The 22171-nt window shown below is 70.6% G+C and carries 22 protein-coding genes; 11 read left to right on the forward strand and 11 right to left on the reverse strand.

The genetic code is table 11. The features are described 5' to 3' along the window. Window positions 1-306 precede the first annotated feature (306 nt). The 3 genes from BN948_RS21490 to BN948_RS21500 are packed head-to-tail and all read right to left on the reverse strand — an operon-like array spanning window position 307 to window position 2057. A complete protein-coding gene (locus BN948_RS21490) occupies window positions 307-1008 on the reverse strand; it encodes a BON domain-containing protein (RefSeq protein WP_009518979.1) in 702 nt (233 codons plus the stop codon). Continuing rightward, window positions 1005-1625, reverse strand: a complete 621-nt coding sequence (locus tag BN948_RS21495; RefSeq protein ID WP_009518980.1) for an SIS domain-containing protein — start codon at window positions 1623-1625, stop codon at window positions 1005-1007. Before BN948_RS21495 ends, BN948_RS21490 begins: the two co-directional genes overlap by 4 nt. A gap of 27 nt (window positions 1626-1652) precedes the next feature. Further along, a complete protein-coding gene (locus BN948_RS21500) occupies window positions 1653-2057 on the reverse strand; it encodes a YraN family protein (protein WP_009518981.1) in 405 nt (134 codons plus the stop codon). 81 nt (window positions 2058-2138) lie between these two features. Here BN948_RS21500 and rsmI point away from each other — a divergent pair, with 81 nt between their 5' ends. Further along, the gene (gene rsmI / locus BN948_RS21505) at window positions 2139-2972 is read left to right on the forward strand and encodes a 16S rRNA (cytidine(1402)-2'-O)-methyltransferase (RefSeq protein ID WP_009518982.1); all 834 of its coding nucleotides are present in this window, start codon (window positions 2139-2141) and stop codon (window positions 2970-2972) included. Here rsmI and BN948_RS21510 read toward each other — a convergent pair. After that, the gene (locus BN948_RS21510) at window positions 2963-3286 is read right to left on the reverse strand and encodes a hypothetical protein (protein WP_009518983.1); all 324 of its coding nucleotides are present in this window, start codon (window positions 3284-3286) and stop codon (window positions 2963-2965) included. The two genes, rsmI and BN948_RS21510, sit on opposite strands and share 10 nt — an antisense overlap. Window positions 3287-3449: 163 nt before the next feature. Here BN948_RS21510 and BN948_RS21515 point away from each other — a divergent pair, with 163 nt between their 5' ends. Genes BN948_RS21515 through BN948_RS21525 form a run of 3 tightly spaced genes read left to right on the forward strand, consistent with a single transcriptional unit; the run spans window position 3450 to window position 5826 of the window. Then, complete coding sequence (locus BN948_RS21515) at window positions 3450-4085, forward strand: DUF502 domain-containing protein (protein WP_009518984.1); 636 nt, start codon at window positions 3450-3452, stop codon at window positions 4083-4085. A 43-nt stretch (window positions 4086-4128) separates the two neighbouring features. Beyond that, the gene (locus tag BN948_RS21520) at window positions 4129-4758 is read left to right on the forward strand and encodes a dioxygenase family protein (protein ID WP_009518985.1); all 630 of its coding nucleotides are present in this window, start codon (window positions 4129-4131) and stop codon (window positions 4756-4758) included. A gap of 42 nt (window positions 4759-4800) precedes the next feature. Further along, the gene (locus BN948_RS21525) at window positions 4801-5826 is read left to right on the forward strand and encodes a metal-dependent hydrolase (protein ID WP_009518986.1); all 1026 of its coding nucleotides are present in this window, start codon (window positions 4801-4803) and stop codon (window positions 5824-5826) included. Window positions 5827-5833: 7 nt separating this feature from the next. Here BN948_RS21525 and BN948_RS21530 read toward each other — a convergent pair whose 3' ends face one another. Together BN948_RS21530 and BN948_RS21535 are read right to left on the reverse strand one after the other, a co-directional pair. Then, window positions 5834-7363 carry a phospholipase D family protein gene (locus tag BN948_RS21530; protein WP_009518987.1) on the reverse strand — a complete coding sequence of 510 codons (1530 nt, stop codon included), beginning with the start codon at window positions 7361-7363 and terminating at the stop codon, window positions 5834-5836. Between the two features lie 32 nt (window positions 7364-7395). After that, window positions 7396-7866 carry a CopD family protein gene (locus tag BN948_RS21535; protein ID WP_009518988.1) on the reverse strand — a complete coding sequence of 157 codons (471 nt, stop codon included), beginning with the start codon at window positions 7864-7866 and terminating at the stop codon, window positions 7396-7398. Window positions 7867-8033: 167 nt separating this feature from the next. Between BN948_RS21535 and BN948_RS21540 the strand changes: the two genes are divergently transcribed. Continuing rightward, window positions 8034-9053, forward strand: a complete 1020-nt coding sequence (locus BN948_RS21540; RefSeq protein WP_009518989.1) for a DUF11 domain-containing protein — start codon at window positions 8034-8036, stop codon at window positions 9051-9053. 6 nt (window positions 9054-9059) lie between these two features. Here BN948_RS21540 and dinG read toward each other — a convergent pair whose 3' ends face one another. Continuing rightward, window positions 9060-11279 (reverse strand): ATP-dependent DNA helicase DinG, encoded by a 2220-nt coding sequence (gene dinG, locus BN948_RS21545; protein WP_138820249.1) that lies wholly within the window; start codon window positions 11277-11279, stop codon window positions 9060-9062. 66 nt (window positions 11280-11345) lie between these two features. Here dinG and BN948_RS21550 point away from each other — a divergent pair, with 66 nt between their 5' ends. From BN948_RS21550 to BN948_RS21565, 4 genes are all read left to right on the forward strand, one after another. After that, entirely contained in the window at window positions 11346-12425 is a 1080-nt protein-coding gene (locus BN948_RS21550) for a patatin-like phospholipase family protein (protein WP_009518991.1), read from the forward strand. A gap of 102 nt (window positions 12426-12527) precedes the next feature. After that, complete coding sequence (locus BN948_RS21555) at window positions 12528-13703, forward strand: acyltransferase family protein (protein ID WP_009518992.1); 1176 nt, start codon at window positions 12528-12530, stop codon at window positions 13701-13703. A gap of 81 nt (window positions 13704-13784) precedes the next feature. Beyond that, window positions 13785-14123, forward strand: a complete 339-nt coding sequence (locus BN948_RS21560) for an OsmC family protein (protein WP_411914404.1) — start codon at window positions 13785-13787, stop codon at window positions 14121-14123. Beyond that, entirely contained in the window at window positions 14120-14407 is a 288-nt protein-coding gene (locus tag BN948_RS21565) for a GNAT family N-acetyltransferase (RefSeq protein WP_035623724.1), read from the forward strand. The genes BN948_RS21560 and BN948_RS21565 overlap by 4 nt, the downstream gene beginning before the upstream one ends. Window positions 14408-14413: 6 nt before the next feature. On the opposite strand, the gene BN948_RS21570 is transcribed toward BN948_RS21565, so the two are convergent. Continuing rightward, on the reverse strand, window positions 14414-15940 hold the full coding sequence (locus BN948_RS21570; RefSeq protein WP_035623728.1) for a BCCT family transporter: 1527 nt from the start codon (window positions 15938-15940) through the stop codon (window positions 14414-14416). A 140-nt stretch (window positions 15941-16080) separates the two neighbouring features. On the opposite strand from BN948_RS21570, the gene BN948_RS21575 reads away from it, so the two are divergent. Then, the gene (locus BN948_RS21575) at window positions 16081-17769 is read left to right on the forward strand and encodes an FAD-dependent oxidoreductase (RefSeq protein WP_238327250.1); all 1689 of its coding nucleotides are present in this window, start codon (window positions 16081-16083) and stop codon (window positions 17767-17769) included. Window positions 17770-17845: 76 nt separating this feature from the next. Next, on the forward strand, window positions 17846-18922 hold the full coding sequence (locus tag BN948_RS21580) for a calcium/sodium antiporter (protein ID WP_035623731.1): 1077 nt from the start codon (window positions 17846-17848) through the stop codon (window positions 18920-18922). A gap of 11 nt (window positions 18923-18933) precedes the next feature. Here BN948_RS21580 and BN948_RS21585 read toward each other — a convergent pair whose 3' ends face one another. Genes BN948_RS21585 through BN948_RS21595 form a run of 3 tightly spaced genes read right to left on the reverse strand, consistent with a single transcriptional unit; the run spans window position 18934 to window position 22141 of the window. Next, complete coding sequence (locus BN948_RS21585; protein WP_035623735.1) at window positions 18934-19689, reverse strand: YoaK family protein; 756 nt, start codon at window positions 19687-19689, stop codon at window positions 18934-18936. An 8-nt stretch (window positions 19690-19697) separates the two neighbouring features. After that, window positions 19698-21632 carry an SLC13 family permease gene (locus BN948_RS21590; protein WP_035623739.1) on the reverse strand — a complete coding sequence of 645 codons (1935 nt, stop codon included), beginning with the start codon at window positions 21630-21632 and terminating at the stop codon, window positions 19698-19700. Then, complete coding sequence (locus BN948_RS21595; protein WP_051756281.1) at window positions 21632-22141, reverse strand: MarR family winged helix-turn-helix transcriptional regulator; 510 nt, start codon at window positions 22139-22141, stop codon at window positions 21632-21634. The genes BN948_RS21590 and BN948_RS21595 overlap by 1 nt, the downstream gene beginning before the upstream one ends. Window positions 22142-22171 lie beyond the last annotated feature (30 nt).

The raw sequence follows: 22171 nt of genomic DNA on the forward strand, positions 1-22171 counted from the left end.
CTGAGCGGGCTGCTCAGGGCCAGGGTCACGGCCCAATGCACGGTGCGTGGCAAGCCACGCGCGGGCTTGAACACCACACGATGGTGCTGCTGCTTCTTCACTCGTCCACTCCCTGATGCGATCAATGGCGCCGTGCCCATGCACGGCGCGCGTGATCACATCAGGAGGAAGAACAAGATTCCATACCGCGAAGGCAGCAGTTCAGGAAGGGTCAGAGAAACGTCATCAGCGGCGCGGGGCAACACGACCAGCACACCACAACGACGATCGTGAACGTCTGCCCGCCAAGACAGCGGGCATTCACCATCAATTGCGCGGGGAGGCGTTGGACGGCGCGGCCGGCGGCTGCATCGTCCCACTCGACGGCTGCACCGCCGGCTCCGGCGCCAGCCGTTTCAGCTCGTCTTCCGACATCACCTCGAACACCCTCACCACACGCTGCACGCCGTCCACGTTGCGCGCCACATTGGTGGCACGCTCGGCTTCCTTGGGCGTCACGCGCCCCATCAGGTAGACGACGTTGTTATGGGTGGTCACCTTGACGGCGGTGGTGGGGATGTCGCGTGCATCCACGAAGCCGGCCTTGACGCGGCCGGTGATGAGCGTGTCGGAGGTGCGCTGTGAGAAGCCCGGCGAATTGATCACCTGCAGCTCGTTGACGATGGTGCGCACGTTGTCCACGCCCGAGACGATGCTCTGGGCCTGGGTCTTGGCGGCGTCGTTCTGCACCTCGCCGGTGAGCAGCACCTGGCGGTTGTAGCTGTTGACGTAGACATTGGCGCGGCCGCCGAGTTGCTCGCGAATGCGGCTGCTGGCGCGCATTTCGATGGTCTGGTCCTCGAGCTGGGTGCCCGAGCTGCGGCGGTCGGACGCGACCAGCGCCGTGCCCACGGCGGCGCCGCCCAGCACCAGCGGTGCGCAGGCGGACAGCAGGAAGGTGAAGCCGACCGCGCCCAGCACGGCGGTGCCCAGGCGGGATCGGGTCGTGGAAGCTTGAGGCTTGGTCATGCGGGGTTCTCCGTGTCGATGGGGGTGGAATCGGGCAGGCCGAGCAACTGGGAATCCAGGCCGTCGGCCAGGCAATGCAGCACGAGCAGTTGCACCTCGAGCACGCGCGAGGCCTGCTCGTGGGGCACGCCGATGTGCACGTCGGTGTCGCGCAGCAGCGCGGCCACGCGGCCACCGCGCGCGCCAGTGAGAGCCACCACGGTCATCTCGCGCTCGTGCGCGGCCTCGATGGCGGCCACCAGGTTGCCGGCCTGGCCGTCGGTGCTGACGACCAGCAGCACGTCGCCCGCCAAACCCAGGGCATGGATCTGGCGCGCGAACATCTGGCGGCCGTCGAAGTCGTTGGCGATGCCGGTGAGCACGGCGGCGTCGGCCGCCAGCGAATGCGCGGCCAGGCCGGGGCGGTCGCGCTCGTGGCGACCGAGGATGTGCACCACGAACTGCTGGGCCAGTGCGGCACCGGCACCGTTGCCGCAGGCGAGGACCTTGCCGCCGCCGGTGAGGCCGGCCAGCAGGGCCGACACCGCGGCCTCGACCACGGGGGCCAGGGCCGGCGCGCTCTGGTACTTGAGGTCGGCGCTGTCGATGAATTGCTGCTGAATGCGCTGCAAGAGCATGGGGTGATGATAGCCGTGGGTTTCGTGTCAAAAAGAAAACGCGTCACCGGCATCGAATGCCGCGCGCAGCCATTGAAGCTCGCCGCCGTCGCCGTCGATGAGCACGGCGTCGAAGCGCATACGTGGCATGGACCGCTGCCGCGCCAGAAAGTGCCGCGCCGCGAACACGATGCGCCGGCGCTTGGCCAGGCCGATGCTCGCGGCCGCGCCGCCGTAAGCGGCTGAGCGGCGCTGCCGCACCTCGACGAAGACCAGCGTGCCGTCGGGCTCCCGCATAATCAGATCGATCTCGCCGCCACCGCGCCCGGGCGTGCGGAAGTTGCGCTGCACCAGCCGCAACCCCTGGCGCTGCAAATGCGCCAAGGCCCTGTCCTCGGCCCGCTGGCCGGCCTCGCGCGCCGCCTTCGGCGCCTCTGATGGAAACCACTGCACGTGTCACCCCCTGCCCTTGAATTGCTCCACACCGCGCGCGCCGCGGCGGGTGCGCAGCATTTTCCCCAGGGCACGCTGTACATGCTGGCTACCCCTATCGGCAACCGCGCCGACATCGGCCTGCGCGCGCTGCACGTGCTCGATCTGGTGGACAGCGTGGCCTGCGAGGACACGCGCCACACCGCCTCGCTGCTGCAGTCCTACGGCCTGCACAAGCCGCTGATCGCGGCGCACGAGCACAACGAGAGCGAGGCCGCGCAGCGGGTGATCGCGCTGCTGCGCGAGGGGCAACGCGTGGCCTACGTGAGCGACGCCGGCACGCCCGGCCTGAGCGACCCCGGCGCGCGCCTGGTGGCGGCCGTGCGCGATGCGGGACTGCGCTGCGTGCCGGTGCCCGGCCCCAGCAGCCTCACCGCGCTGCTGAGCGTGAGCGGCCACGCGGGCTGGGACGGCAGCTTTCGCTTCGCGGGCTTCCTGCCAGTGAAGTCTCAGGAGCGGCAGCGCGCGCTGCAAGCCATCGCCGACGAACCCAAGGCCTGCGTCCTGCTGGAGGCCCCGCACCGCATCGAGGCGCTGGCGCGCGAGATGGCGGCCAGCCTGGGCTCGCGCGCAGTCACGCTCGGGCGCGAGTTGACGAAACAGTTCGAGGAGGTGGCGCACCTGCAGGCCGACGCCCTGCCCGCCTGGCTGGCCGCCGATGCGAACCGCACGCGCGGTGAATTCGCCCTGCTGGTGCACCCGCGCGAGCGCGAGACCACCGACGAGGGCGCGCTGCCCGAAGCCCCGCTGCGCGTGCTCGACCGCCTGCTGATGGACCTGCCGCTGAAAGCGGCGGTGAAGGCCGCCGCCGACATCACCGGCGCGCCGCGCAACGCCCTGTACGAGGCCGCGCTGGCGCGCCGCGATCAGCCCTGAGGCCGGCGCGGGTCCTCGTCGACCTCGCGTGCCTCCACGTCCACCACCTCTCCGCGCGCCGCAGCGCCTTGCGGCGACGCCGGGCCGTTGCGCCACACGCCCTGCGAATACTGTCGCGAGCGCTCGCGCAGGCGGCCGAACACCACCAGCGGCGCGGGCCGGCGCCCGGTGACCAGGGCCCACAGCGACATCCCCGCCACCGCCAGCACCGAGGCGAGCAGCAGGCTGACGAGGAACAGCGCCGCGGCCAGTCCCAGCGCGAGGCGCAGCACGAGGCCCGCCACGCGGCCCAGCAGATCGGCGAAAGCATTCATGGGTGAAAGAGCGGATGGGTTCACGTGAGTTCCGGCGTCCCGCGAGGGAGAAACAAATGAACCCGGCACCTGGGGACAGGCACGGCCATTGCAAGACCCACCCGTCGGTCGCGTTCATTCGCCACCGTGGACTGCTATTCTCCCCCGGACCCCACCCACGCCCATGAAAACGACCCTGACCCGAACCTTCCTGCGCGGCCTCATCACATTCCTGCCGGCCGCGCTCACGCTGTACGCGCTGTACCTGCTGGTGGTGTGGACCGAATCGATCGCGCGCGCGCTGTTCAGCCCCTTCCTCGGCGACTTCTACCTGCCGGGCCTGGGCATCGTGCTGCTGGTGGGCCTGATCTTCGGCCTGGGCGTGCTCGTCTCGCGCCGCGAAATCACGCGCGTGCTGTCGATCGCCGAGCTGCCCTTCACCAACCTGCCAGTGGTCAAGAGCATCTACTCCTCGCTGAAGAACTTCGCCGACTACTTCGCGCCGCACGACAAGGACCACCCAACGCAGCAGGTGGTGCTGCTGCGCGCGCCCGGCGGCGAGATGTCCATCGTCGGCCTGGTGACGCGGCAGAACTTCAGCGGCCTGCCCGGCGCGCTGGGCGAACTCGACCAGGTCGCCGTCTACCTGCCCATGGGCTACATGATCGGCGGCTACACGGTCTTTGTGCCACGCAACTGGGTGACGCCAGTGGACATGTCGGTGGAGGAGGCCATGCGCTCCTCGCTGATCGCCTGGATGTCGTCGGCCCGCGAGAACGGGCGCGAACCCGCGCCGGAACCGGGGCGCGAGCCCTACTGAGCCCCCGCGCGGAACTCGCCGGCCCGAACCGCTTCGAAGCGCCATGGCCACTTCCGCCCGCACCCGCCGTTCCCTGCTGCTGGGCAGCGCCGCGCTGATTGCCGCACCCGCCTGGCTGAGCCCGGCCGTGGCGCAGAAGCCCGGCCTGCTGCCCACCCCCCGCCAGACCGAGGGCCCCTTCTACCCCGTGGCGCTGCCCGCCGACACCGACGCCGACCTGCTGCGCAACGGCCAGGTGAATTACGGCAAGGGCCAGGCCGCCTGGGTCGAGGGCACGGTGGTCGATCTCGACGGGCGCGCGCTGCAAGGCGCGGTGGTCGAGATCTGGCAGTGCGACGAAGCCGGCCACTACCACCACCCGGGCGACGGCAACCGCGCCGACCCGGCCTTCCAGGGCTTCGGCCGCGTGGCGGTGGACCGCGAGGGCCGCTACCGTTTCCGCACCATCCGCCCCGTGCCCTACAGCGGCCGCACGCCGCACATCCACGTGAAGGTGAAGCTGGACCGGATGGAGCTGCTCACCACCCAGCTCTACGTGCAAGGTGACCCGGGCAACGAGCGCGACGGCCTCTGGCGCCGGCTCGACGAGGCCGGCCGCATGGCGCTGACGCGGCCGTTCGCACCCGATGGCGATGGCGTGAAGGCCACATTCCCCATCGTCATACAGGCCTGAGGGCGCGGCGGTCGTCATCGCCGGCCGCTATCCTCGGCCACCATGGATTCACTGACGCAAATCGCCCTTGGCTCGGCCGTGGCCGTGGCGGTCATGGGCCGGCGCACCGCCGTGTGGAAGTCGGCCCTGTGGGGTGCCATCGCCGGTACCCTGCCCGACCTCGACGCCTTCATCGACCACGGCGACGCCGTGCTCAACATGGTGCTGCACCGGGGGGAGTCGCACGCGCTGTTCTACCTCACGCTGTTTTCGCCGCTGCTGGCCTGGCTGGTGTCGCGCCTGCACGGCGAGGGTGCGCTGTTCAGGCGCTGGTGGCTCGCGCTGTGGCTGGTGCTGATCACGCACCCGCTGCTGGACACCATGACGGTGTACGGCACGCAGTTGCTGCTGCCCTTCACCAACCACCCCTTCGGCGTGGGCAGCGTCTTCATCATCGACCCGGTCTACACGGTGCCACTGATCGTGGGCGTCGTGTTCGCGCTGGCCGCGCCGCGCATCGGCCTCAGGGCCAACGCCATCGGCCTGCTGCTCAGCAGCGCCTACCTGGTGTGGAGCGTGGCGGCGCAGCAGCACGTGGCCCAGGTGGCGCGCGAATCGCTGCGCGAGCAAGGCATCGCGGCCGACCGCCTGCTGGTGACGCCCGCGCCCTTCAACACCGTGCTGTGGCGCGTGGTGGCCATGGGCCCCGAACAATACGCCGAGGGGCACTACTCGCTGCTCGATGAATCCACCCACATCGACTGGCGCCGCTACAACCGCGGCGCCGCGCTGGCCGAGCGCCACGCCACGGTCGAGGGCCTGCGGCGCATGGCCGCCTTCACGCACGGCTTCTTCCGCGTGCAGGAAGACGAAGGCCGCCTCTACGTGACCGACCTGCGCATGGGCCAGGAGCCCAGCTACACCTTCCACTTCGACCTGGGCACCGCAGCCGAGCGCGCCAATGGCCCCCGTCCTTCGCGCATGGACGGCATGCGCGTCGACGTGGAGCAGGGCCTGGACTGGCTGTGGCGGCGCCTGCGCGGCGAGCGCCTGCTACCGCCGGGTCTGGTGGCGCCGGCGCCCCGTTGACGCGCGGTTACAGCAGCCACTCGATCGGCAACAGCGACAGCAGCCCGATCCAGGCGCTGCGCCCGAGGCTGGCACCGGGCTCGCGCGTGTGGCGGATGTCACCGCCCTCACGCCGCTCGATCCACACCAGCTCGCCCCGCTCGTCCAGCCGCACCGCGTAGGCGGCGGCAGGGATCACGCGCTCGAAGGCATCGGCCACGGCGCGGGCCATGGGCGGGCTGTCGATGATGAAGCCCAGTTCGGTGTTGAGCCGGACCGAACGCGGGTCGAAGTTCATCGAGCCCACGAACACACGCTCCCCGTCGATGGCGAAGGTCTTGGCGTGAAGGCTGGAGCCCGAGCTGCCCAGCAGGCCCGAGCGGCCCGGCGCGCTGGCGCCGCGCCGCATCTCGTGCAGCTCCACGCCCGCGCGCAGCAGCGCCTGACGGTGGCGCGCGTAGCCCGAATGCACGGCCGACACGTCCGTGGCCTCCAGCGCATTCGTCAGGATGCGCACGCGCACGCCGCTGACGGCCAGGCGGACGAACACCTCCACGCCCGCGTCGGTGGGCACGAAGTACGGTGACACCAGATCCAGCGAGGCGCGGGGCGGTCGCGCCAGAACGCGGCGCAACTGGTGGGCCAGCAGGTCCTCGTCGCGCGCCTGCCCCAGGCCCTTGCGCGGGTCGTCGCTCACCATCTCCACCCGCGCCCACTGCGGCACCAGCGTGCCCGCCAGCAACTCGGGCACGAAGCGCGACTCGCGCAAGGCGGTGGAAAAGCGCTCGGCGCGCGGATCGGCCCGCGCCTGCGCTGCGCTGTCCGGGCGCGCGTCGGCGGCGCGGGCCGCGACCACGATCCGGTCGATGGGATAGGACGAGCCGCTGGCCCAGTAGCGGTCGAAGTCGGCCGACAGGTCGGGCAGCACCGCGCCGGTGGCCAGCACGTCGAGGTCGGCGAACAGCACGCCATCCGTGGCGCCGAAGTACTCGTCGCCCACGTTGCGCCCACCGATGATGGCGGCTTGGCCGTCGGCGATCAGCGACTTGTTGTGCATGCGCCGGTTGGCGCGCGAGAAGTGCGTGAGGTAACCCAAGGCCTTGGGGTGGCGCACCGAGAAAGGGTTGAACAGGCGGACCTCGATGCCCGGGTGCCCGTCCAGCGCCAGCAGCGTGGCGTCCATGGCATGGCCGTTGTCGTCGAGCAGCAGGCGCACGCGCACGCCGCGATCGGCGGCGTGGCGCAACTCGTCGAGCAACGCATGGCCGGTGATGTCGTCACGCCAGATGTAGTACTGCACGTCCAGCGTGCGCTCGGCCGCGCGCACCAGCAGCACGCGCGCCGCGAAGGACTCCAGCGCGTCGTCCAGCGGCAGGATGCCGGACTGCCCCGGGTGAGCCGCCGCCTCGGGTGCGAGCGCGCGGCCCAGCGCCGTGCCGGCGGTCTCGGCCGGAGCCAGCGCGCGCGATTCGCTGCGGCCATCGAGCGGGGGCAGCGCACAGGCCTGCAGCAGAAAGGACAGCACGGCGATCAGTGCGGCCGTGGCGGCGCGGCGCATGCGCGGGTGCCTTGGCCTGGCACGCGAACCGTTCAAGTCATCAGCAGCGCGATGGCGATGACCAGCACGCCGATGACGAGGTTGACCAGCACCCACAGGCGGATCGACGCCATCGCCGCGCCCGCGGCCGGCCAGTCGCTGGCTTGAACGCCGCGCGACATCCGCTTGAACAGCGCGAAGCGGATGTGGCCGAAGATCGCGATCATCACAATGCCCAGCGTGGCCATGATGGTCCAGTCCAGCGGCATGGCGAAGTCCACACCGGCCTGCACCGACTCCTTCGCCACGCGGCCGATCATCCACAGGCCCGTGGCCAGCGCCAGCAGCGCGGCCACCAGCACGCCGCGGAAGAACCGCTGCATCACCGCGTGCAGCAGGCGCAGGCGCTCGGGCGGCTGCAGCATCGTCACGGAGGGCCGCAGGCAGACGTGCGCGAAGGCCATGCCGCCGACCCAGAAGACGATGGACAGGACGTGGAGGAGTTTGAGGACGGCGTAGAACATGGGCGGGTGTTGTGGTGCGAACGACAGAGGCCGTCCATCCTAACAAGCGCTGCGGATGGGGCCGATATAACACCCGTAGAGTATTCCCCGGGACGGCCGGCGCGACGTACCCTGGCAAGGACCATGACCCGAACCGACGGCGTCATGAACCCTCCAGGAGACTTCACATGCAACGACGGCCTGCCCCCTCCCGCCGATGCCAATGGCCGCTGGCGCTCACGGCGATGGCGGTGCTCGCTTCCTGTGGCGGCGGCTCACCCGCCAGCTCGACGGCATCCGTATCGGTGCCCCTGCCCCCGCCCACCACCCTGGTGGCCAGCGCCACGGACATGGCATTGGCGGTCGCCGGGCAGGCGCGGTCCATCACCGTCACCAACACCGGCGGGGCGGCCGCGCTGAACCTGAACGTGGTCACCAGCGCCTTGCCCGCCGGAACAAGCCTCAACGCCTCGACCTGCGGCGACACGCTCGCCACCGGCGCCAGTTGCGCCCTCACCATCACCCCCGGCGCCACGCCCACCGCCACCCCCGGCGATCCGGCGCCTGCAGCGGCCGTGCTGGAGATCGCTGGCGACAACACCCCTATCCTGCGCGTGCACATGGCCGTGGTGGCGTATGGCAGCGTGCACCAGGGCGGCTATGTGTTCGCCATCGACGATGGCACGCCGTACACCGGCAGCATCGGCGGCAAAGTGGCTGCCTTGCACGACCTGCCGGATCAGGTTTCCTGGAGCCTGTCCCAGTTGGGCGTCGCCAGCGGCCTTCACGAGAACGCGACCGCCCCTTGCCACGCCGCCACCGACGGCGCCTGCAACACCGCCCTGATCGTCGCAGCCGACGGCGCGCTTGCGCCCGCGGCCAGCCTGTGCGACCTGAGCACCGACGGAGGTTTCAGCGACTGGTACCTGCCCGCCGCTTGCGAGCAGGGCTACGACACCAACCCGGGCTTCGCCGCTCAGGTTTGCGGCGTGCAAGGCTCGCCGCTCATGGACAACATGCAGTCCCGGCTGGTAGACGGTGGTGACCTCGCCGGCCTGTCCGGCAAGTCGTATTGGGGATCGACCAGCTGGTCCATCTCACCCATGCGCTCGATACTCGACCACCGCTTCGCCGCCAATCCCTTCAAAGACGCACAGGCCCACTACATTGAAAGCCACGTGCGCTGCGTGCGCGCCTTCAAACCCTGAGCCGCATCACACGTCCGCCGTCACCCCCGCCTGCCGTCGCTGCAGCCGGTAAGGCGGCAGCCCCTGCAGCATGCGCCGGCCGTAGCCCTGGCGCAGCAGGCGGGCGTCGTAGCAGACCACGGTGGCTTCATCGGTCTCGGTGCGCAGCGCGCGGCCGGTCCACTGCAGCAAGCGTGCACCGGTGGCCGGCACCACCAGTTCGCTGAACGGATCGCGCCCTTTGCTCTTGAGCCATTCGGCGCGCGCCTGGCCCACCGGATCGCTGGGCGATGCAAAGGGCAGCTTGGTGATGAACACCCATTCGCACAACTCGCCCGGCAGGTCCAGGCCCTCGCCGAAGGATTGCAGGCCGAACAGGATGGACGCCTCGCCATCGCCCACGCGCTGCGCGTGCCGCTTGAGCAGCACCGTGCGCGAGGCCTCGCCCTGCGCCAGCACACGCTCGCGCAGCCGCGCGTGCTCGCCGCGCTCCAGCAACTGCTGGGCCGACCGCATCTGCGCGCGCGAGGTGAACAGCACCAGGGCGCCGCGCTTCACGTCGCGCAGATCGGCCAACAGCAGGTCCAGCATCTCGCGTGTGTAGCCGTCCACGTCCTTCGGGTCGGCGCGCGTCTGCACCACCACCAGGCGGCCCTGCTTCGCGTGATCGAAGGGGCTTTGCACCTCGCGCGTGGCCACGGCGGCGTCCCAGGCCAGGCCGGCCTCGTGCAGGAAGTGGTCGAAGCTGCCGCAGGTGACAAGCGAGGCCGAGGTGACCACCGCGCCGCGCACCTGCTGCCACAGGTGGCTGTGCAGCAGGCTGCCGGGCTGCAGCGGGCAGGCGTGCGCGCTCATGGCCACCAGGCCGCGGTCCACGCGCGCCTGCAGCCACTTGGCCTGCGGCGGCGCGCCTTCGCTGGCCATCAGCAGCCACTGGCTCGCGGTTTCGTGCAGGCTTTGCAGGCGCGGCGCGAAGCGGCCGATGCGCGCGTAGTGCTCGGCGCTGCGCGCGGCCTCGCCGGGGTTGTCGCGCGCGTTGGCGCGCAGTTGCGTGGCCAGGGCCTCGGCCAGCTTGAGCAAACCCTGCGCGTGTGCCTGCAGGCTGCCCAAGGGTTCGGCCCAACCGGGCGGCAATACACCGGCGTCGAAGCGGTGCACCAGCGGCGGCGCCTCGGCGGGCAGTTCGCGCACGGCCGGGCCCAGCAGGTCCATGCCCAGGTGGGCCAGTTCGCCCAGCGCGGCCTTGGCGGCGCGCGCGGCCTCGGCCACGTCCAGGTTGTGGCGGTGCGAGATGGCTTTGGCCACCTCGTCGAAAGCCTTGGGCAGGGGATCGAGCCAGCCCGGGCGCATCAGGTCCATTTGCGAGGTGAACTGGCCCTGCGCCACGCCCGGCAGGTGGTGCGCCTCGTCCAGCACCAGGTAGCAGTCGGAGGGCGCCGGCAAGGCGTGCAGGCCCAGCGTGGCGAGCAGCAGGTCGTGGTTCACCACGATCACCTGCGCCTGCGCCAGGCGGTTGCGCGCCTGGTAGTAGCTGCAGCTGTTGTAGGCCGGGCAGTGGCGCGCGGTGCAGGTGTGGCGCTCGGCCGCCACGGGCGCCCACAGCGCGGCGTCGGGCGGCTCATCCAGCCGGTCGCGGTCGCCGTTCCAATCGCCCTGGTCGAGCGCGATGGTCCACTGCGCGTACTGGCGCGCGCGTTGCGCCCAGTCATCCTTCGCGGCGGCGCTGGCCGCACCCGCGCCTTCCTCGCCGAACAGGTCGGCGTCCTGCGCGCCGCCTTCGGCGAGCTGGTCGAGCTTGAGCCGGCAGACGTAGCGCCCGCGCCCCTTGGCCAGCGCGTAGGCAAACGGCTGCGGCATCAGTGCGGCCAAGGCCGGCAGGTCCTTGTTGATGAGCTGTTCCTGCAGCGCCACGGTGGCGGTGCTGATGAGCACGCGCTTTTGCTGCGCCAGCGCCAACGGGATCACCGTGGCCGCGTAGGCCGCCGACTTGCCCACCCCCGTGCCGGCCTGCACCACGGCGATGCCCCGGTCGGGCGGGCCCGCCTCGCCGGACACACTGTCGTCGCCGAGCTTCACACCCGACAAGGTCTCGGCGATGAAGGCGGCCATCTCGCGCTGCCCGCCGCGCGCCCGAAAGCCCGGCGCGTGCGAGACCACGTGGTCGAAGGCCGCCAGCGCGATGGCCTCGCGCGCCAGCGCCCCCTGGGGCAGGTCATCTGGGTCGTCGCGGGACTCGGCATTCGTCATGGAGCCGCGCATTGTCCCAGAGCCCGGGCTTCACCCCGGATGCATGTTGCAGTGCAACAATGGGCCATGGCCACGCTCCCATCCCACTCTGCGAAAACCTCCCTCGACCTCGCCCTGCAGGGCGGTGGCTCGCACGGCGCCTTCACCTGGGGCGTGCTCGACCGCTTGCTGGAAGAAAAGTCCCTGCGGCTCACCGGCATCAGCGGCACCAGCGCGGGCGCCATGAACGCCGTGGCGCTGGCCAGCGGCCTGATGGAAGGCGGGCGCGAAGGCGCGCGCACCGCGCTGCGCCGGCTGTGGACGCGCGTCGGCGAAATCAATCCCTTCGGTGGCCTGGGGCACGCGCCCGTGGCACCCTGGATGGACCCCGACAGCCCCTGGGCCGCGCCCTGGCTGGGGCCAGTGCGCTCCTACGCGCAGTGGCTCAGCACGCAGGCGTCGCCCTACCAGCTCAACCCGCTCAACCTCAACCCGTTGCGCGACATCCTGCGCGACACGATCGACTTCGACCGCGTGCGCGCCTGCCACCGCACGCAACTCTTCATCGCCGCCACGCGCGTGAAGACCGGCGAGCTGCGCATCTTCCGTCAGGACGAGCTCTCGCCCGACGTGATCCTCGCCTCGGCCTGCCTGCCACTGCTGTTCCAGGCGGTGGAGATCGACGGCGAGGCCTACTGGGACGGCGGCTACGCAGGCAACCCCTCGTTGTTGCCGCTGGTGCTGGAGAGCCCGGGCGACGACCTGCTGCTGGTGCAGATCAACCCCGCCCAGCGCGACGACCTGCCGGTGCGCGCCAATGAGATCCTCGACCGCATCAACGAGGTCACGTTCAACGCCAGCCTGCTCAAGGAGCTGCGCAACATCGTGTTGCTGAAGCAACTCCTGGCCGCCGAGGGCTGGGCCGCGCGGCGCCTGCGCAGCCAGGTGTTCCGCCGCATCGCCGCGCTGCGGCTGCACCGGGTGGACGGTGGGCCCGAGCTGGCGGCGCTGGGCGCGGGCAGCAAGACACGCACCGACCCGGCCTTCCTGGAGCGCCTGTTCCAACAGGGCCAGGCCGCGGCCAACGCCTGGCTGGAGCGGCACCGGGGCGACATCGGCACGCGCGGCACGCTGGCGCTGGAGCTGGACGCGGGCGGCATGAACTGAGCCAGGCGTCCGCGCGGCTCCAGCGAGCGTCATCCCCCCAGGGGTAGCGCAACAGCCCAAGTACTGATAAGGTCTGCGCCCCTGTTACGTTCGGTCACGCAGATGAGTAAGCACTCGCCGCCGCCCGACACGGGCACCCGACTGCACGCGCTGGACAACCTGCGCGCGCTGCTCATGTGGCTGGGCATCGTGTTGCACGTCGAGGCCATTTACGCCATCCAGCGCATGCCCAACGCCTGGCGCGATGACCAGCGCACCCTGTTCGCCGACGTGGTGGTGTCGTCCATCCACGCCTTCCGCATGCCGGCCTTCTTCATCCTGGGCGGCTTCTTCGCGGCGCTGCTGGTGCGCTCGCGCGGCCCGGACGGCCTGCTGCGCCACCGCCTGATGCGCCTGGGTCTGCCCTTCGCGCTGTTCTGGCCCCTGCTGTGGCTGGCCTCGGGCGTGGCGGCGCTGTTCTTCATGAACCTCATGGTCCACGACGAATGGGGGCTGGACACCCAGGTGGTGCCGCGCCTGCCCATCCTGGACAGCCCCAACACCATCCACCTCTGGTTCCTGTGGATGCTGCTGTGGTTCTGCGTGGCCACCGCCGCGCTGTGGCGGCTGCCGCGCGCCTGGTTCGCGCCGGTGGAGTCGGCGCTGGCCTGGCTGGCGCGCCAGCCCTGGGGCTTCGTGGTGCTCGCGCTGCCGCTGGCGGTGGCCAGCGCGGCCTACCCGAACGCCATCCTCGCGCCCGCCGGCGCCTTCCTGCCCGATTGGAACGAGTGGCTCTACCACGGCAGCTTCTTCGTCTTCGGCCTGATGCTGCACGGCCGGCAGGCCGAGCTGTTCGCGCGGTTCCAGCGCCATTGGGCGGGCTATGCCGTGGCCGGCCTGGCGTGTTACCTCATGGCCACCGCGGTGACGCTCAGCCAGGGGCCGGTGCTGCTGTCCGCGTACAGCTACCACTGCATCAGTTGGCTGTGGAGCTTCGCCGCCATCGGCCTGGCGCTGCGCCTGGTGCCCTCGCGCCACGCCGTGCTGGGCTACCTCTCGGACAGCGCCTACTGGGTCTACCTTCTGCACTACCCGCTCACCATCCTGTTCGGTGCCCTGTTGTTCGAGCAGCCGCTGCCCGCACTGGCCAAGATGGCCATCAACATCGCGGGCACCACGCTGGTCTGCCTGGGCAGCTACGAGCTGTTCGTGCGCCACGGCTGGATCAGCCAGTTGCTCAATGGCAAGCGACACCCGCGGCGATCGCGCGGGGGCGGCGCCGAGCACCGTGTGACCTGAACCATGCGGATCTCGGCCAGCGTCACGAACGCACCGGGCCAGCACCAGGTCGTGCTGCGCACCGGGAACGCCGAGCACACGATCGCCGTCGCACCCAAGGCCTCGGGCGCCGGCTCCGCCACCAACGGCGGCGAGTTCCTCATGCTCGCCCTGGCCACCTGCTACTGCAACGACCTTTACCGCGAAGCCGCGCGCCTGGGTGTGGCGCTGGACCGTGTGGAGGTGTGGGCCGAGGCCGAGTTCGAGGGCATCGGCCTGGCGGCGCGGGACGTGCGCTACCACGCCCGGGTACAGTCGCCAGCATCCCCGGACGCCATCGCCCGGCTGCTGCGCGAAACCGATGCGGTGGCCGAGGTGCACAACACCCTGCGGCAAGGCGTTCCGGTCCAGTGGATCGACCCTCCCCCGCCATCGACATGACCCATCCGATCGAACATCAGGAAACCGGCAACACCGGCGCCTTCTACGTCCAGCAAAACGGCGAACGCATCGCCGAGATGACCTACAGCCGCACCAACCCCACGCTGATCATCATCGACCACACCCACGTCGACGAACGCCTCAAGGGCCAGGGCGTGGGACGCCAGCTGCTCGACGCCCTGGTGGCCTGGGCGCGCGAGACAAAGACCCGGGTCGTGGCCCTGTGCCCCTTCGCGAAGTCGCAATTCGACAAGGACCCATCGATCCGCGACGTGCTGGTCTGATCGCCTTCAGCCCCGAGGCGGCTCCATCATCTCGCGCATGCGGCGGCGCAGCGCGCGCTCGCGGCGGTTCTCCTCGCGCCAGTCGTCGCGCACGCCGCGCCACAGCGCCACCGTCATGAGGATGATCACCAGCGCGAACGGCACGGCGAACACGATCGTGGCCGTCTGCACCGCCTTCAGGCCGCCCGCCAGCAGCAGCGAGATCGCGATGCCCGAGATCAGCGCGCCCCAGATGATCTTCACGCGCGCGGGCGGGTTCTCGTTGCCGCCCGTGCTCATCATGCTGAGCACCAGCGTGGCCGAGTCGCCCGAGGTCACGAAGAACACGATCACCAGCACCGTGGCCGCGACGCTCATGATGGCGCCCAACGGCAGCGCGTCGAACATGGCGAACAGGGCCGTGGACACATCCGCGCTCACCGCCTCAGACAAGGGAATGCCCCGCATCACCTCCAGCGTGAGCGCCGTGCCACCGAACACCGAGAACCACAGGAAGCCCGCCAGCGTGGGCGCCAGCACCGTGCCCAGCACGAACTCGCGAATGCTGCGGCCGCGCGAAACGCGCGCGATGAACAGGCCCACGAAGGGTGACCAGCTCACCCACCAGGCCCAATAGAAAATGGTCCAGCCACCCACCCAGCCGCTGTCTCGAAAGGGTGTGGTGCGCAGGCTCATTCGCACGAACTCGCTGACGTAGCTGCCCAGCGTCGTCGTGAAGGTGTCGATGATGGCCACCGTGGGGCCGAGCACGAAGACCGAGAGCGCCAGCAACGCGGCCAACAGCAGGTTGGCGTTGGACAGCCACTTGATGCCCCGTCCCACGCCCGACACCGACGACACCACGAACAGCACCGTGGTGACGACGATGATGCCCACCTGCCACGCCGGGTTCACCGGCACGCCGGCCAGCGCGGCCAGGCCGCTGTTGATCTGCAGCGCGCCCATGCCCAGTGAGGCCGCCACGCCAAAGGCCGTGGCGATGACGGCCAGCACATTGACCACGGGCCCCAGGTGCCTCGCGAAGCCCCAGGGCAACGATTCGACCGCCGTGCTCACCAGCGCCGAGCCGCCCTTGCGGAACTGGAAGAAGGCGATGGCCAGCGCCACCACGCTGTACACGGCCCAGGGGTGCAGACCCCAATGGAAGAAGCTGTAGCGCATGGCCGCGTTGGCGGCCTCGGGCGTCTGCGGCGCGATGCCTGGCGGCGGCGTGCCGTAGTGGGAGATGGGCTCGGCCACACCCCAGAACACCAGACCGATGCCCATGCCGGCCGCGAACAGCATGGCGAACCAGGACATCAGCGAGAACTCGGGCTCGTCGTCCTCTGCACCGAGCTTGAGATCGCCGTAGCGGCTGAACGCCAGCAGCAGAGCCACGACCACCAGGCCCAGCACCACCCACAGGTACAGCCAGCCGAAGTCGCGCGTGATGAAGGCCAGCAGCGTATCGAACACCGAACCCAGGGTGGCCGGCGAGATCACGCCCCACACCACGATGGCCAGGATCAGCCCGACCGAGACGATGAGTTGCATGGTTCTTCTCCTCGAATGCGAAGCGACACCATACACGCCTGCCCGGCGGAAAAGTCTTTTTCACCGCGCCCGTTGCGGCGCATCGGGGCGATTCTGGCGGTCCAATCGTGCATCGGCCAACAACGACCAGAGGAGAACCGGTGAAGGAGTTGCAAGACGCGCAGCGCAGCGGCGAAACGATCGAGGTGGACGTGCTCGTCGCGGGCGCCGGCCCTTGCGGGCTGATGCTCGCCAACGAACTGGGCCTGCGCGGCATCCGCTGCCTGCTGGTGGATCCGAAGGCCACCACGGCCTTCAACCCGCAAGCCAATGCCACTCAGGCGCGCACCATGGAGCACTACCGGCGCATCGGCATCGCCGACGAGATCCGCGCCCTGGGCCTGCCGGGCGATCACCCCACCGACATCGCCTACTTCACCCGCTTCGCCACGCACGAGCTCGCGCGGCTGCGCCTGCCCACGGCCGCGCAGGCCAGCGAGCACGTGCGCGGCCTGCGCGGCGCGTGGAACGCAGCCGAGCTGCCGCACCGCGTCTCGCAGAAGTTCGTGGAAGCGGTGCTGCGCCACCACGCCGAGGCGCGAACAGGCCGGCCCGTGGCCTTCGGCTGGAAACTGGTGGACTTCGATCAGGACGCCGAGGGCGTGAGCGCCCGCGTGGCGCCGGCCGACGACCGTGGCCCCGCCGTGACCGTGCGCGCGCGCTACCTGGTGGGCGCCGACGGCGCGCGCAGCGTGGTGCGCCAGGCGCTCGGCATCGCCTACGGCGGTGACACCGGCGTGCAGCGCCAGTTCATGGGCGGGCGCATGTTCGCGGTCTACCTGCGCTCGCCCACCTTCTACCAGGCGCTGCCGCACGACCTGGCGTGGATGTACGTCAGCGTGAATCACGAGCGGCGCGTGTTCATGGCCTCGGTCGATGGTCAGGGCGAGTTCGCCTTCCACGCCGCCGTGCACGCGCACGAGGACCCATCCGACTGGACGCACGAGGACGCGAAGCGCCTGTTCGCGCAGGCCAGCGGCATGGACATTCCCATCGAGGTGCTGTCCACCGGCACATGGATCGCGGGCCACTCGCTGGTGGCCGAGCGCTACCAGCAGGGCCGCGTGTTCCTGGCGGGCGACGCGGTGCACCTGTTCACGCCCACGGGCGGGCTGGGCTACAACACCGCCGTGGGCGACGCGGTGAACCTGGGCTGGAAGCTCGCGGCGGTGTTGAAGGGGCATTCAAGCCCCGCGCTGCTCGACAGCTACGAAACCGAACGCCGCCCCATCGGCCTGCGCAACACCGACTATGCGCGCGGCTTCGCCGATTCGATCGGCCTGTTTCAAACCACCGCCGCGCTGGAAGCCGAAGGTGCCGAGGGCGACGAGTTGCGCGAACAGGCCAGCGGCGTGCTCAACGAGCACGTGCGGCGCGAGTTCAACATCCCGGGCGTGACGTTCGGCGAGCGCTACGACGGCTCGCCGATCATCGCGAGCGATGGCGGTGCACCACCGCCCGACAGCGCGAACGACTACCAGCCCAGCACCTGCCCCGGGGGGCGGCTGCCGCACGTGTGGTTGGGTGGCGAGCGTTCGCTGTACGACGCCTTGGGGTTCGAATGGACGGTGCTGGCGCCGCGGCACGCGCGAGACGCCGCACAGGCGCTGGTCGACGCGGGCACGGCGGCTGGCTTGAGCGTGACGCTGCGCCTGGGCGACGAACCCGAAGTGCGCGAGGCCCTGGGCGAGGCGATGCTCCTGGTGCGGCCTGATCAGGTCATCGCCTGGCGCGGCGATCGCGCCCCCGACCCCGCCGCGCTGTGGCGCCGGGCGGCCTGCACGCGCTGAGCCCTGCGGCGCGAGAGCCTTGGACGCCGCACCCCGTCGTGGCACGATCGGGCTCCCCCACGCTGCCCCGGATCACATGACCCTGCTCTACTTCATCGGCGGCCTGGTCGGCCTTGTCCTCGGCGCCAACCTGCTGGTGCGCGGCGCGTCCCGGCTGGCGCTGTCCCTCGGCATCTCGCCGCTGGTGGTGGGCCTGACCATCGTGGCCTTCGGCACCAGCTCGCCCGAGCTCGCGGTCTCGGTGGGCGCGGTGGCCGGCGGGCAGACCGACATCGCGATCGGCAACGTGGTGGGCAGCAACGTGCTCAACGTGCTGCTGATCCTGGGCATCTCCGCGCTCATCACGCCGCTGGTGGTGCACCTGCAGCTCATCCGCCAGGAGGTGCCCATCATGATCGGCGCGGCCCTGCTGCTCGTGGTCTTCGCCCTCGACGGGCAGGTGCGCTGGTACGAGGCGGCCATGCTCACCGCGGCCATGGTGGCCTACACCGTGTTCCTGGTGTGGCAGTCGCGCCGCGAGAGCCGCGAGGCCCAGGGCGACTACGACGCGGAGGTGCAGGCCGCCGCCCCTGGCGCCTGGGACGCGAAGCTGCCGGCGCAGATCGCGCTCATCGTCATTGGCCTGGTGCTGCTGGTGCTGGGCGCCGAAGGCCTGGTGCGCGCGGCGGTGGTGTTCGCGCAGCAACTGGGCCTGTCCGAGGTCGTGATCGGCCTGACCGTGGTGGCCCTGGGCACGTCCATGCCCGAGGTGGCCACCTCGCTGGCGGCCGCGCTCAAGGGCGAGCGCGACCTGGCCGTGGGCAACGTCGTGGGCAGCAACACCTTCAACATCCTGGGCTGCCTGGGTATCTCCGGCCTGGTGGCCGGTGGTGCGGGCCTGCAGGTGCCCCCGGCCGTGATGGCCTTCGACCTGTGGGTGATGCTGGCCGTCTCGCTGGCCTGCCTGCCCGTGTTCATGACCGGCCGGGAGATCGCGCGCTGGGAGGGTGCGGTGTTCGTGGGCTACTACCTCGCCTACGTCACCTACCTCATCCTCGCCGCGCAGGACCATGCCGCCCTGGGCCCCTTCTCCGTCGCCATGCTCAGCTTCGTGGTGCCCCTCACCGTCATCACCCTGGTGGTGGTGATGCTGCGGCACACGCCGCGGCCCTGATCCGCCGCGCCTCAGGCGCTGGGCGGGCGCTGGCGCCCGCGCCAGTCGTCCCACAGCGGCACCAGCGCCACCACCGTGAGCGCGACGGCGATAGGCACCGTGAAGCCATAGCCCAGCCGCTTGAAGCCGTAGGCGCCCACCAGACCACCGCCCACGAAGGCCCCCAGCAAGCCGCCCAGCACGCGCATGCGCTCGCGGTCGGCGCGCACGAAGGGGGTGATGCCGGTCACCCGGTTCCAGTACAGCAGCTTGCCGAATTCGATGCCCAGGTCGGTCACCACGCCCGTCATGTGCGTGGTGCGGATGACCGCGTTCGACAACTTGGTCACCACCGCGTTCTGCAGGCCCATGATGAAGCACAGCAGCGCCACCGTGGCCGGAATCAGCAGGCCCTCGAAGCGCGCGAGCCAGGCACCCATCAGGCCGAAGCACAGGATCAGCAGGGCCTCCAGCAGCAGCGGCAGGGCGTACTCGCTGGCCAATTGGCGCCGCCGCGCGAAGTTGACCATCACCGCGCAGCACATGGCGCCCAGCAGGAAGGCCAGCACCGCCGCCAGGGCTGCGGCCACCAGCTCACCCTCGCCCAGCACCAGGTGGTCGGCCACGGACGACACCAGCCCCGTGACGTGCGAGGTGTACTGGCGCACCGCCAGGAAACCGCCCGCGTTGATGGCCCCGGCCACGAAGGCCAGCAGCCAGCCGATCTGACGGTTGGCGGCCAAGGTGCGGTCTCGGCCGACGAGGAAGCGGGCGTAGCGCAAGGGCATGGCGGAACTCACAAGGGCCAGACGATAAGCAGCAAGGGCAGGCTGACGGCCACCACCAGCGCCTCCAGCGGCACGCCCAGCCGCCAGTAGTCGCCGAAGCGCAAGCCGCCCGGCCCCAGGATCATGGTGTTGTTCTGGTGCCCGATGGGCGTGAGGAAGGCGCACGAGGCGCCGATGGCCACGGCCATGAGGAAGGGGTCGGCGTTGACGCCCAGTGTGGCGGCGCTGCCGATGGCCACCGGGCACATCACCGCCGCCGTGGCGGCGTTGTTCATCAGGTCGGACAGAAACATGGTCACCAGCAGCACCGTGGTCAGCGCGATCACCGGATCGCCGCGCGCCACCCAGTCCATCAGCGCGCGGGCCAGCAGGTCGGCCGCGCCCGTGCTCTGCATGGCATCGGCCAACGGGAACAGCGCGCCCAGCAACACGATCACCGGCCAGTCGATCGACTCATAGGCCATGCGCAAGGGCAGCGTGCGCAGCACCAGCATGGCCAGCACGCCGCCCATGAAGGCCACGGCGGCCGGCACCAGGCCCAGCGCCGCCACCCCCACGGCCAGGGCCATCACCAGCGAGGCCTGGATGGCCTTGCGCCGGTTGGGGATCTGCAGGTCGCGCGCGGCCAGGGGCACACAGCCCGATTCGCTGGCGAATTCCGCGATCGCCGCCGTCGGGCCCTGCAGCAGCAGGATGTCGCCCGCGCGCAGCGACATGGCGCGCAGCCGCTCGACGGAGCGGCTGCCCTGGCGCGAGACGGCCAGCAGGTTCAGGCCATGGCGCGTGCGCAGACCGATCTCACTGGCCGATCGCCCTGCAAGGGCCGAGCCGGGCAGCACCACCACCTCCATCAGCGCAATCTCGGCCGCGTCGCCACGTGGCTTGTCCGATGGGCGCTCGTCGTCCGCCTCGCCTTCGTCGCGGTGTTCGCCCTGGCCTTCGCCCCGCTGGTGGTCCCGGGCGTGGTCGCCCGGCCTGGCCACACCCTCGGCCGCTTCCGCCGCGTCGGCGGGCTCGTCCTTGTCCGCCTCCTCGCGCGCGGGCGGGCGCACCGACTCCTCCAGCTTGAGCCCGAGCGAGGACAGCACGGAGGACAGGGAATCGGCCGCGGCCTCGATGACGAGGACGTCGCCGGCCCGCATCACGCGCTGCAGGCTGGGCGCGGTGATGCGCATCTCGTGGCGCACCAGGCCCACCACCTGGGCGCCGGACTGCTCCAGCACCGCCTCGATCTCGCCCAGTGTCTTGCCGACGGACGCGCCTTCTTCGAGCAGGCGCGCCTCGGTGAGATAGGCCGCGGTGTCGAAGCCTTCCATGCCCGCGGGCTGGCGCTTGGGCACCAGGCGCCAGCCCACCAGGGCGATGCCCAGCACGCCCAGCACGGCCACCGGCACCCCGATCCAGGCGAAGTCGAACATGGCAAAGGGCCCCGGGCCCCCTTCCAGGCCCGCGCGAAAGCCGGCCACGATGAGGTTGGGCGGCGTGCCGATCAGCGTGGTCATGCCGCCCAGGATGGTGCCGAAGGCCAGCGGCATCAGCACCTGGCCCGGCGGCAGCTTCAGGCGTTGCGCCAGCTTGATGCCCACCGGCATCAGCAGGGCCATGGCCCCCACGTTGTTCATGAACCCCGACAGCAGCGCGCCCACGCCCATCAGGGCGGCCAGGCTGAGCACCGGCCCGGCCTTCTCGGGCAGCGCGCGACGCGCCAGCACCTCCACCGCCCCGGAGGTCTGCAGCGCGCGGCTCATGATGAGCATGCAGGCCACGGTGATGACGGCCGGGTGGCCGAAGCCCTGGAAAGCCTGCGACGGATCGACCAGCCCGGTGACGACGCAGGCGAGCAAAGCGCTGACCGCCACCAGGTCGTGCCGCCATCGGCCCCACAGAAAGAGGCCCACCACCAGCGCCAGAATGGCCAGAACGGAGATCTGGTCGCCGGACATCAAAGCTCGTCGTCCGGGTTGTCGCGCGTCAGGGGCGCGGCCCCGTCGATCATCGCGTCGGCCTGCGCCTGCACGTGGGCCACCAGCGCATCCAGCGCCTGGCGCTGCTGCGACGACAGTCCCTCCACCAGCGCGTGGTTGACGGCCGCGATGCGCGGAAAGATGTCCTGGTGCACGCGCCGCCCCTCCTCGCTCAAGAAGATCTGCACCTCACGCCGGTCGTGCGGCTTGGGCCGGCGCTCGATCAGGCGCTTGCCGGCCAGCGAGGTGATCGTGCGCGAGGTGCGCGCCCGGTCCAGCATGGCGCGCTCGGCCAGCTCCGACGACAGCACCCCCTCGTTCTCGGCCAGGAAGGACAGCACGCGCCACTCGCGCCGCGTCATGCCGTGCCGCTCCTCGCACATCTGCACCACCTTTCGTCCGGCGGTGATGTGGATGCGGTACAGGCGGTAGAGCAGGAAGTCGGCCTGGCGCTCTGGGTACAGCAGTCGGTCCGGGGGGTGGGTCATGGGAGCCTAGGGTAATCCCGTAGAACGGTT

This window comes from Hydrogenophaga intermedia, assembly GCF_000723405.1.
In the GTDB taxonomy this organism is placed as follows: domain Bacteria; phylum Pseudomonadota; class Gammaproteobacteria; order Burkholderiales; family Burkholderiaceae_C; genus Hydrogenophaga; species Hydrogenophaga intermedia.

What these genes read in the sequence shown, in the direction of transcription:
- BN948_RS21515 (WP_009518984.1), top strand. Translation starts at nt 3,450, where the DNA reads ATGAAAACGACCCTGACCCGAACCTTCCTGCGCGGCCTCATCACATTC.
- BN948_RS21490 (WP_009518979.1), bottom strand. Translation starts at nt 1,008, where the DNA reads ATGACCAAGCCTCAAGCTTCCACGACCCGATCCCGCCTGGGCACCGCC.
- BN948_RS21540 (WP_009518989.1), top strand. Translation starts at nt 8,034, where the DNA reads ATGCAACGACGGCCTGCCCCCTCCCGCCGATGCCAATGGCCGCTGGCG.
- BN948_RS21550 (WP_009518991.1), top strand. Translation starts at nt 11,346, where the DNA reads ATGGCCACGCTCCCATCCCACTCTGCGAAAACCTCCCTCGACCTCGCC.
- dinG (WP_138820249.1), bottom strand. Translation starts at nt 11,279, where the DNA reads ATGACGAATGCCGAGTCCCGCGACGACCCAGATGACCTGCCCCAGGGG.
- BN948_RS21555 (WP_009518992.1), top strand. Translation starts at nt 12,528, where the DNA reads ATGAGTAAGCACTCGCCGCCGCCCGACACGGGCACCCGACTGCACGCG.
- BN948_RS21535 (WP_009518988.1), bottom strand. Translation starts at nt 7,866, where the DNA reads ATGTTCTACGCCGTCCTCAAACTCCTCCACGTCCTGTCCATCGTCTTC.
- BN948_RS21530 (WP_009518987.1), bottom strand. Translation starts at nt 7,363, where the DNA reads ATGCGCCGCGCCGCCACGGCCGCACTGATCGCCGTGCTGTCCTTTCTG.
- BN948_RS21520 (WP_009518985.1), top strand. Translation starts at nt 4,129, where the DNA reads ATGGCCACTTCCGCCCGCACCCGCCGTTCCCTGCTGCTGGGCAGCGCC.
- rsmI (WP_009518982.1), top strand. Translation starts at nt 2,139, where the DNA reads ATGCTGGCTACCCCTATCGGCAACCGCGCCGACATCGGCCTGCGCGCG.
- BN948_RS21580 (WP_035623731.1), top strand. Translation starts at nt 17,846, where the DNA reads ATGACCCTGCTCTACTTCATCGGCGGCCTGGTCGGCCTTGTCCTCGGC.
- BN948_RS21590 (WP_035623739.1), bottom strand. Translation starts at nt 21,632, where the DNA reads ATGTCCGGCGACCAGATCTCCGTTCTGGCCATTCTGGCGCTGGTGGTG.
- BN948_RS21495 (WP_009518980.1), bottom strand. Translation starts at nt 1,625, where the DNA reads ATGCTCTTGCAGCGCATTCAGCAGCAATTCATCGACAGCGCCGACCTC.
- BN948_RS21595 (WP_051756281.1), bottom strand. Translation starts at nt 22,141, where the DNA reads ATGACCCACCCCCCGGACCGACTGCTGTACCCAGAGCGCCAGGCCGAC.
- BN948_RS21570 (WP_035623728.1), bottom strand. Translation starts at nt 15,940, where the DNA reads ATGCAACTCATCGTCTCGGTCGGGCTGATCCTGGCCATCGTGGTGTGG.
- BN948_RS21510 (WP_009518983.1), bottom strand. Translation starts at nt 3,286, where the DNA reads ATGAATGCTTTCGCCGATCTGCTGGGCCGCGTGGCGGGCCTCGTGCTG.
- BN948_RS21585 (WP_035623735.1), bottom strand. Translation starts at nt 19,689, where the DNA reads ATGCCCTTGCGCTACGCCCGCTTCCTCGTCGGCCGAGACCGCACCTTG.
- BN948_RS21525 (WP_009518986.1), top strand. Translation starts at nt 4,801, where the DNA reads ATGGATTCACTGACGCAAATCGCCCTTGGCTCGGCCGTGGCCGTGGCG.
- BN948_RS21565 (WP_035623724.1), top strand. Translation starts at nt 14,120, where the DNA reads ATGACCCATCCGATCGAACATCAGGAAACCGGCAACACCGGCGCCTTC.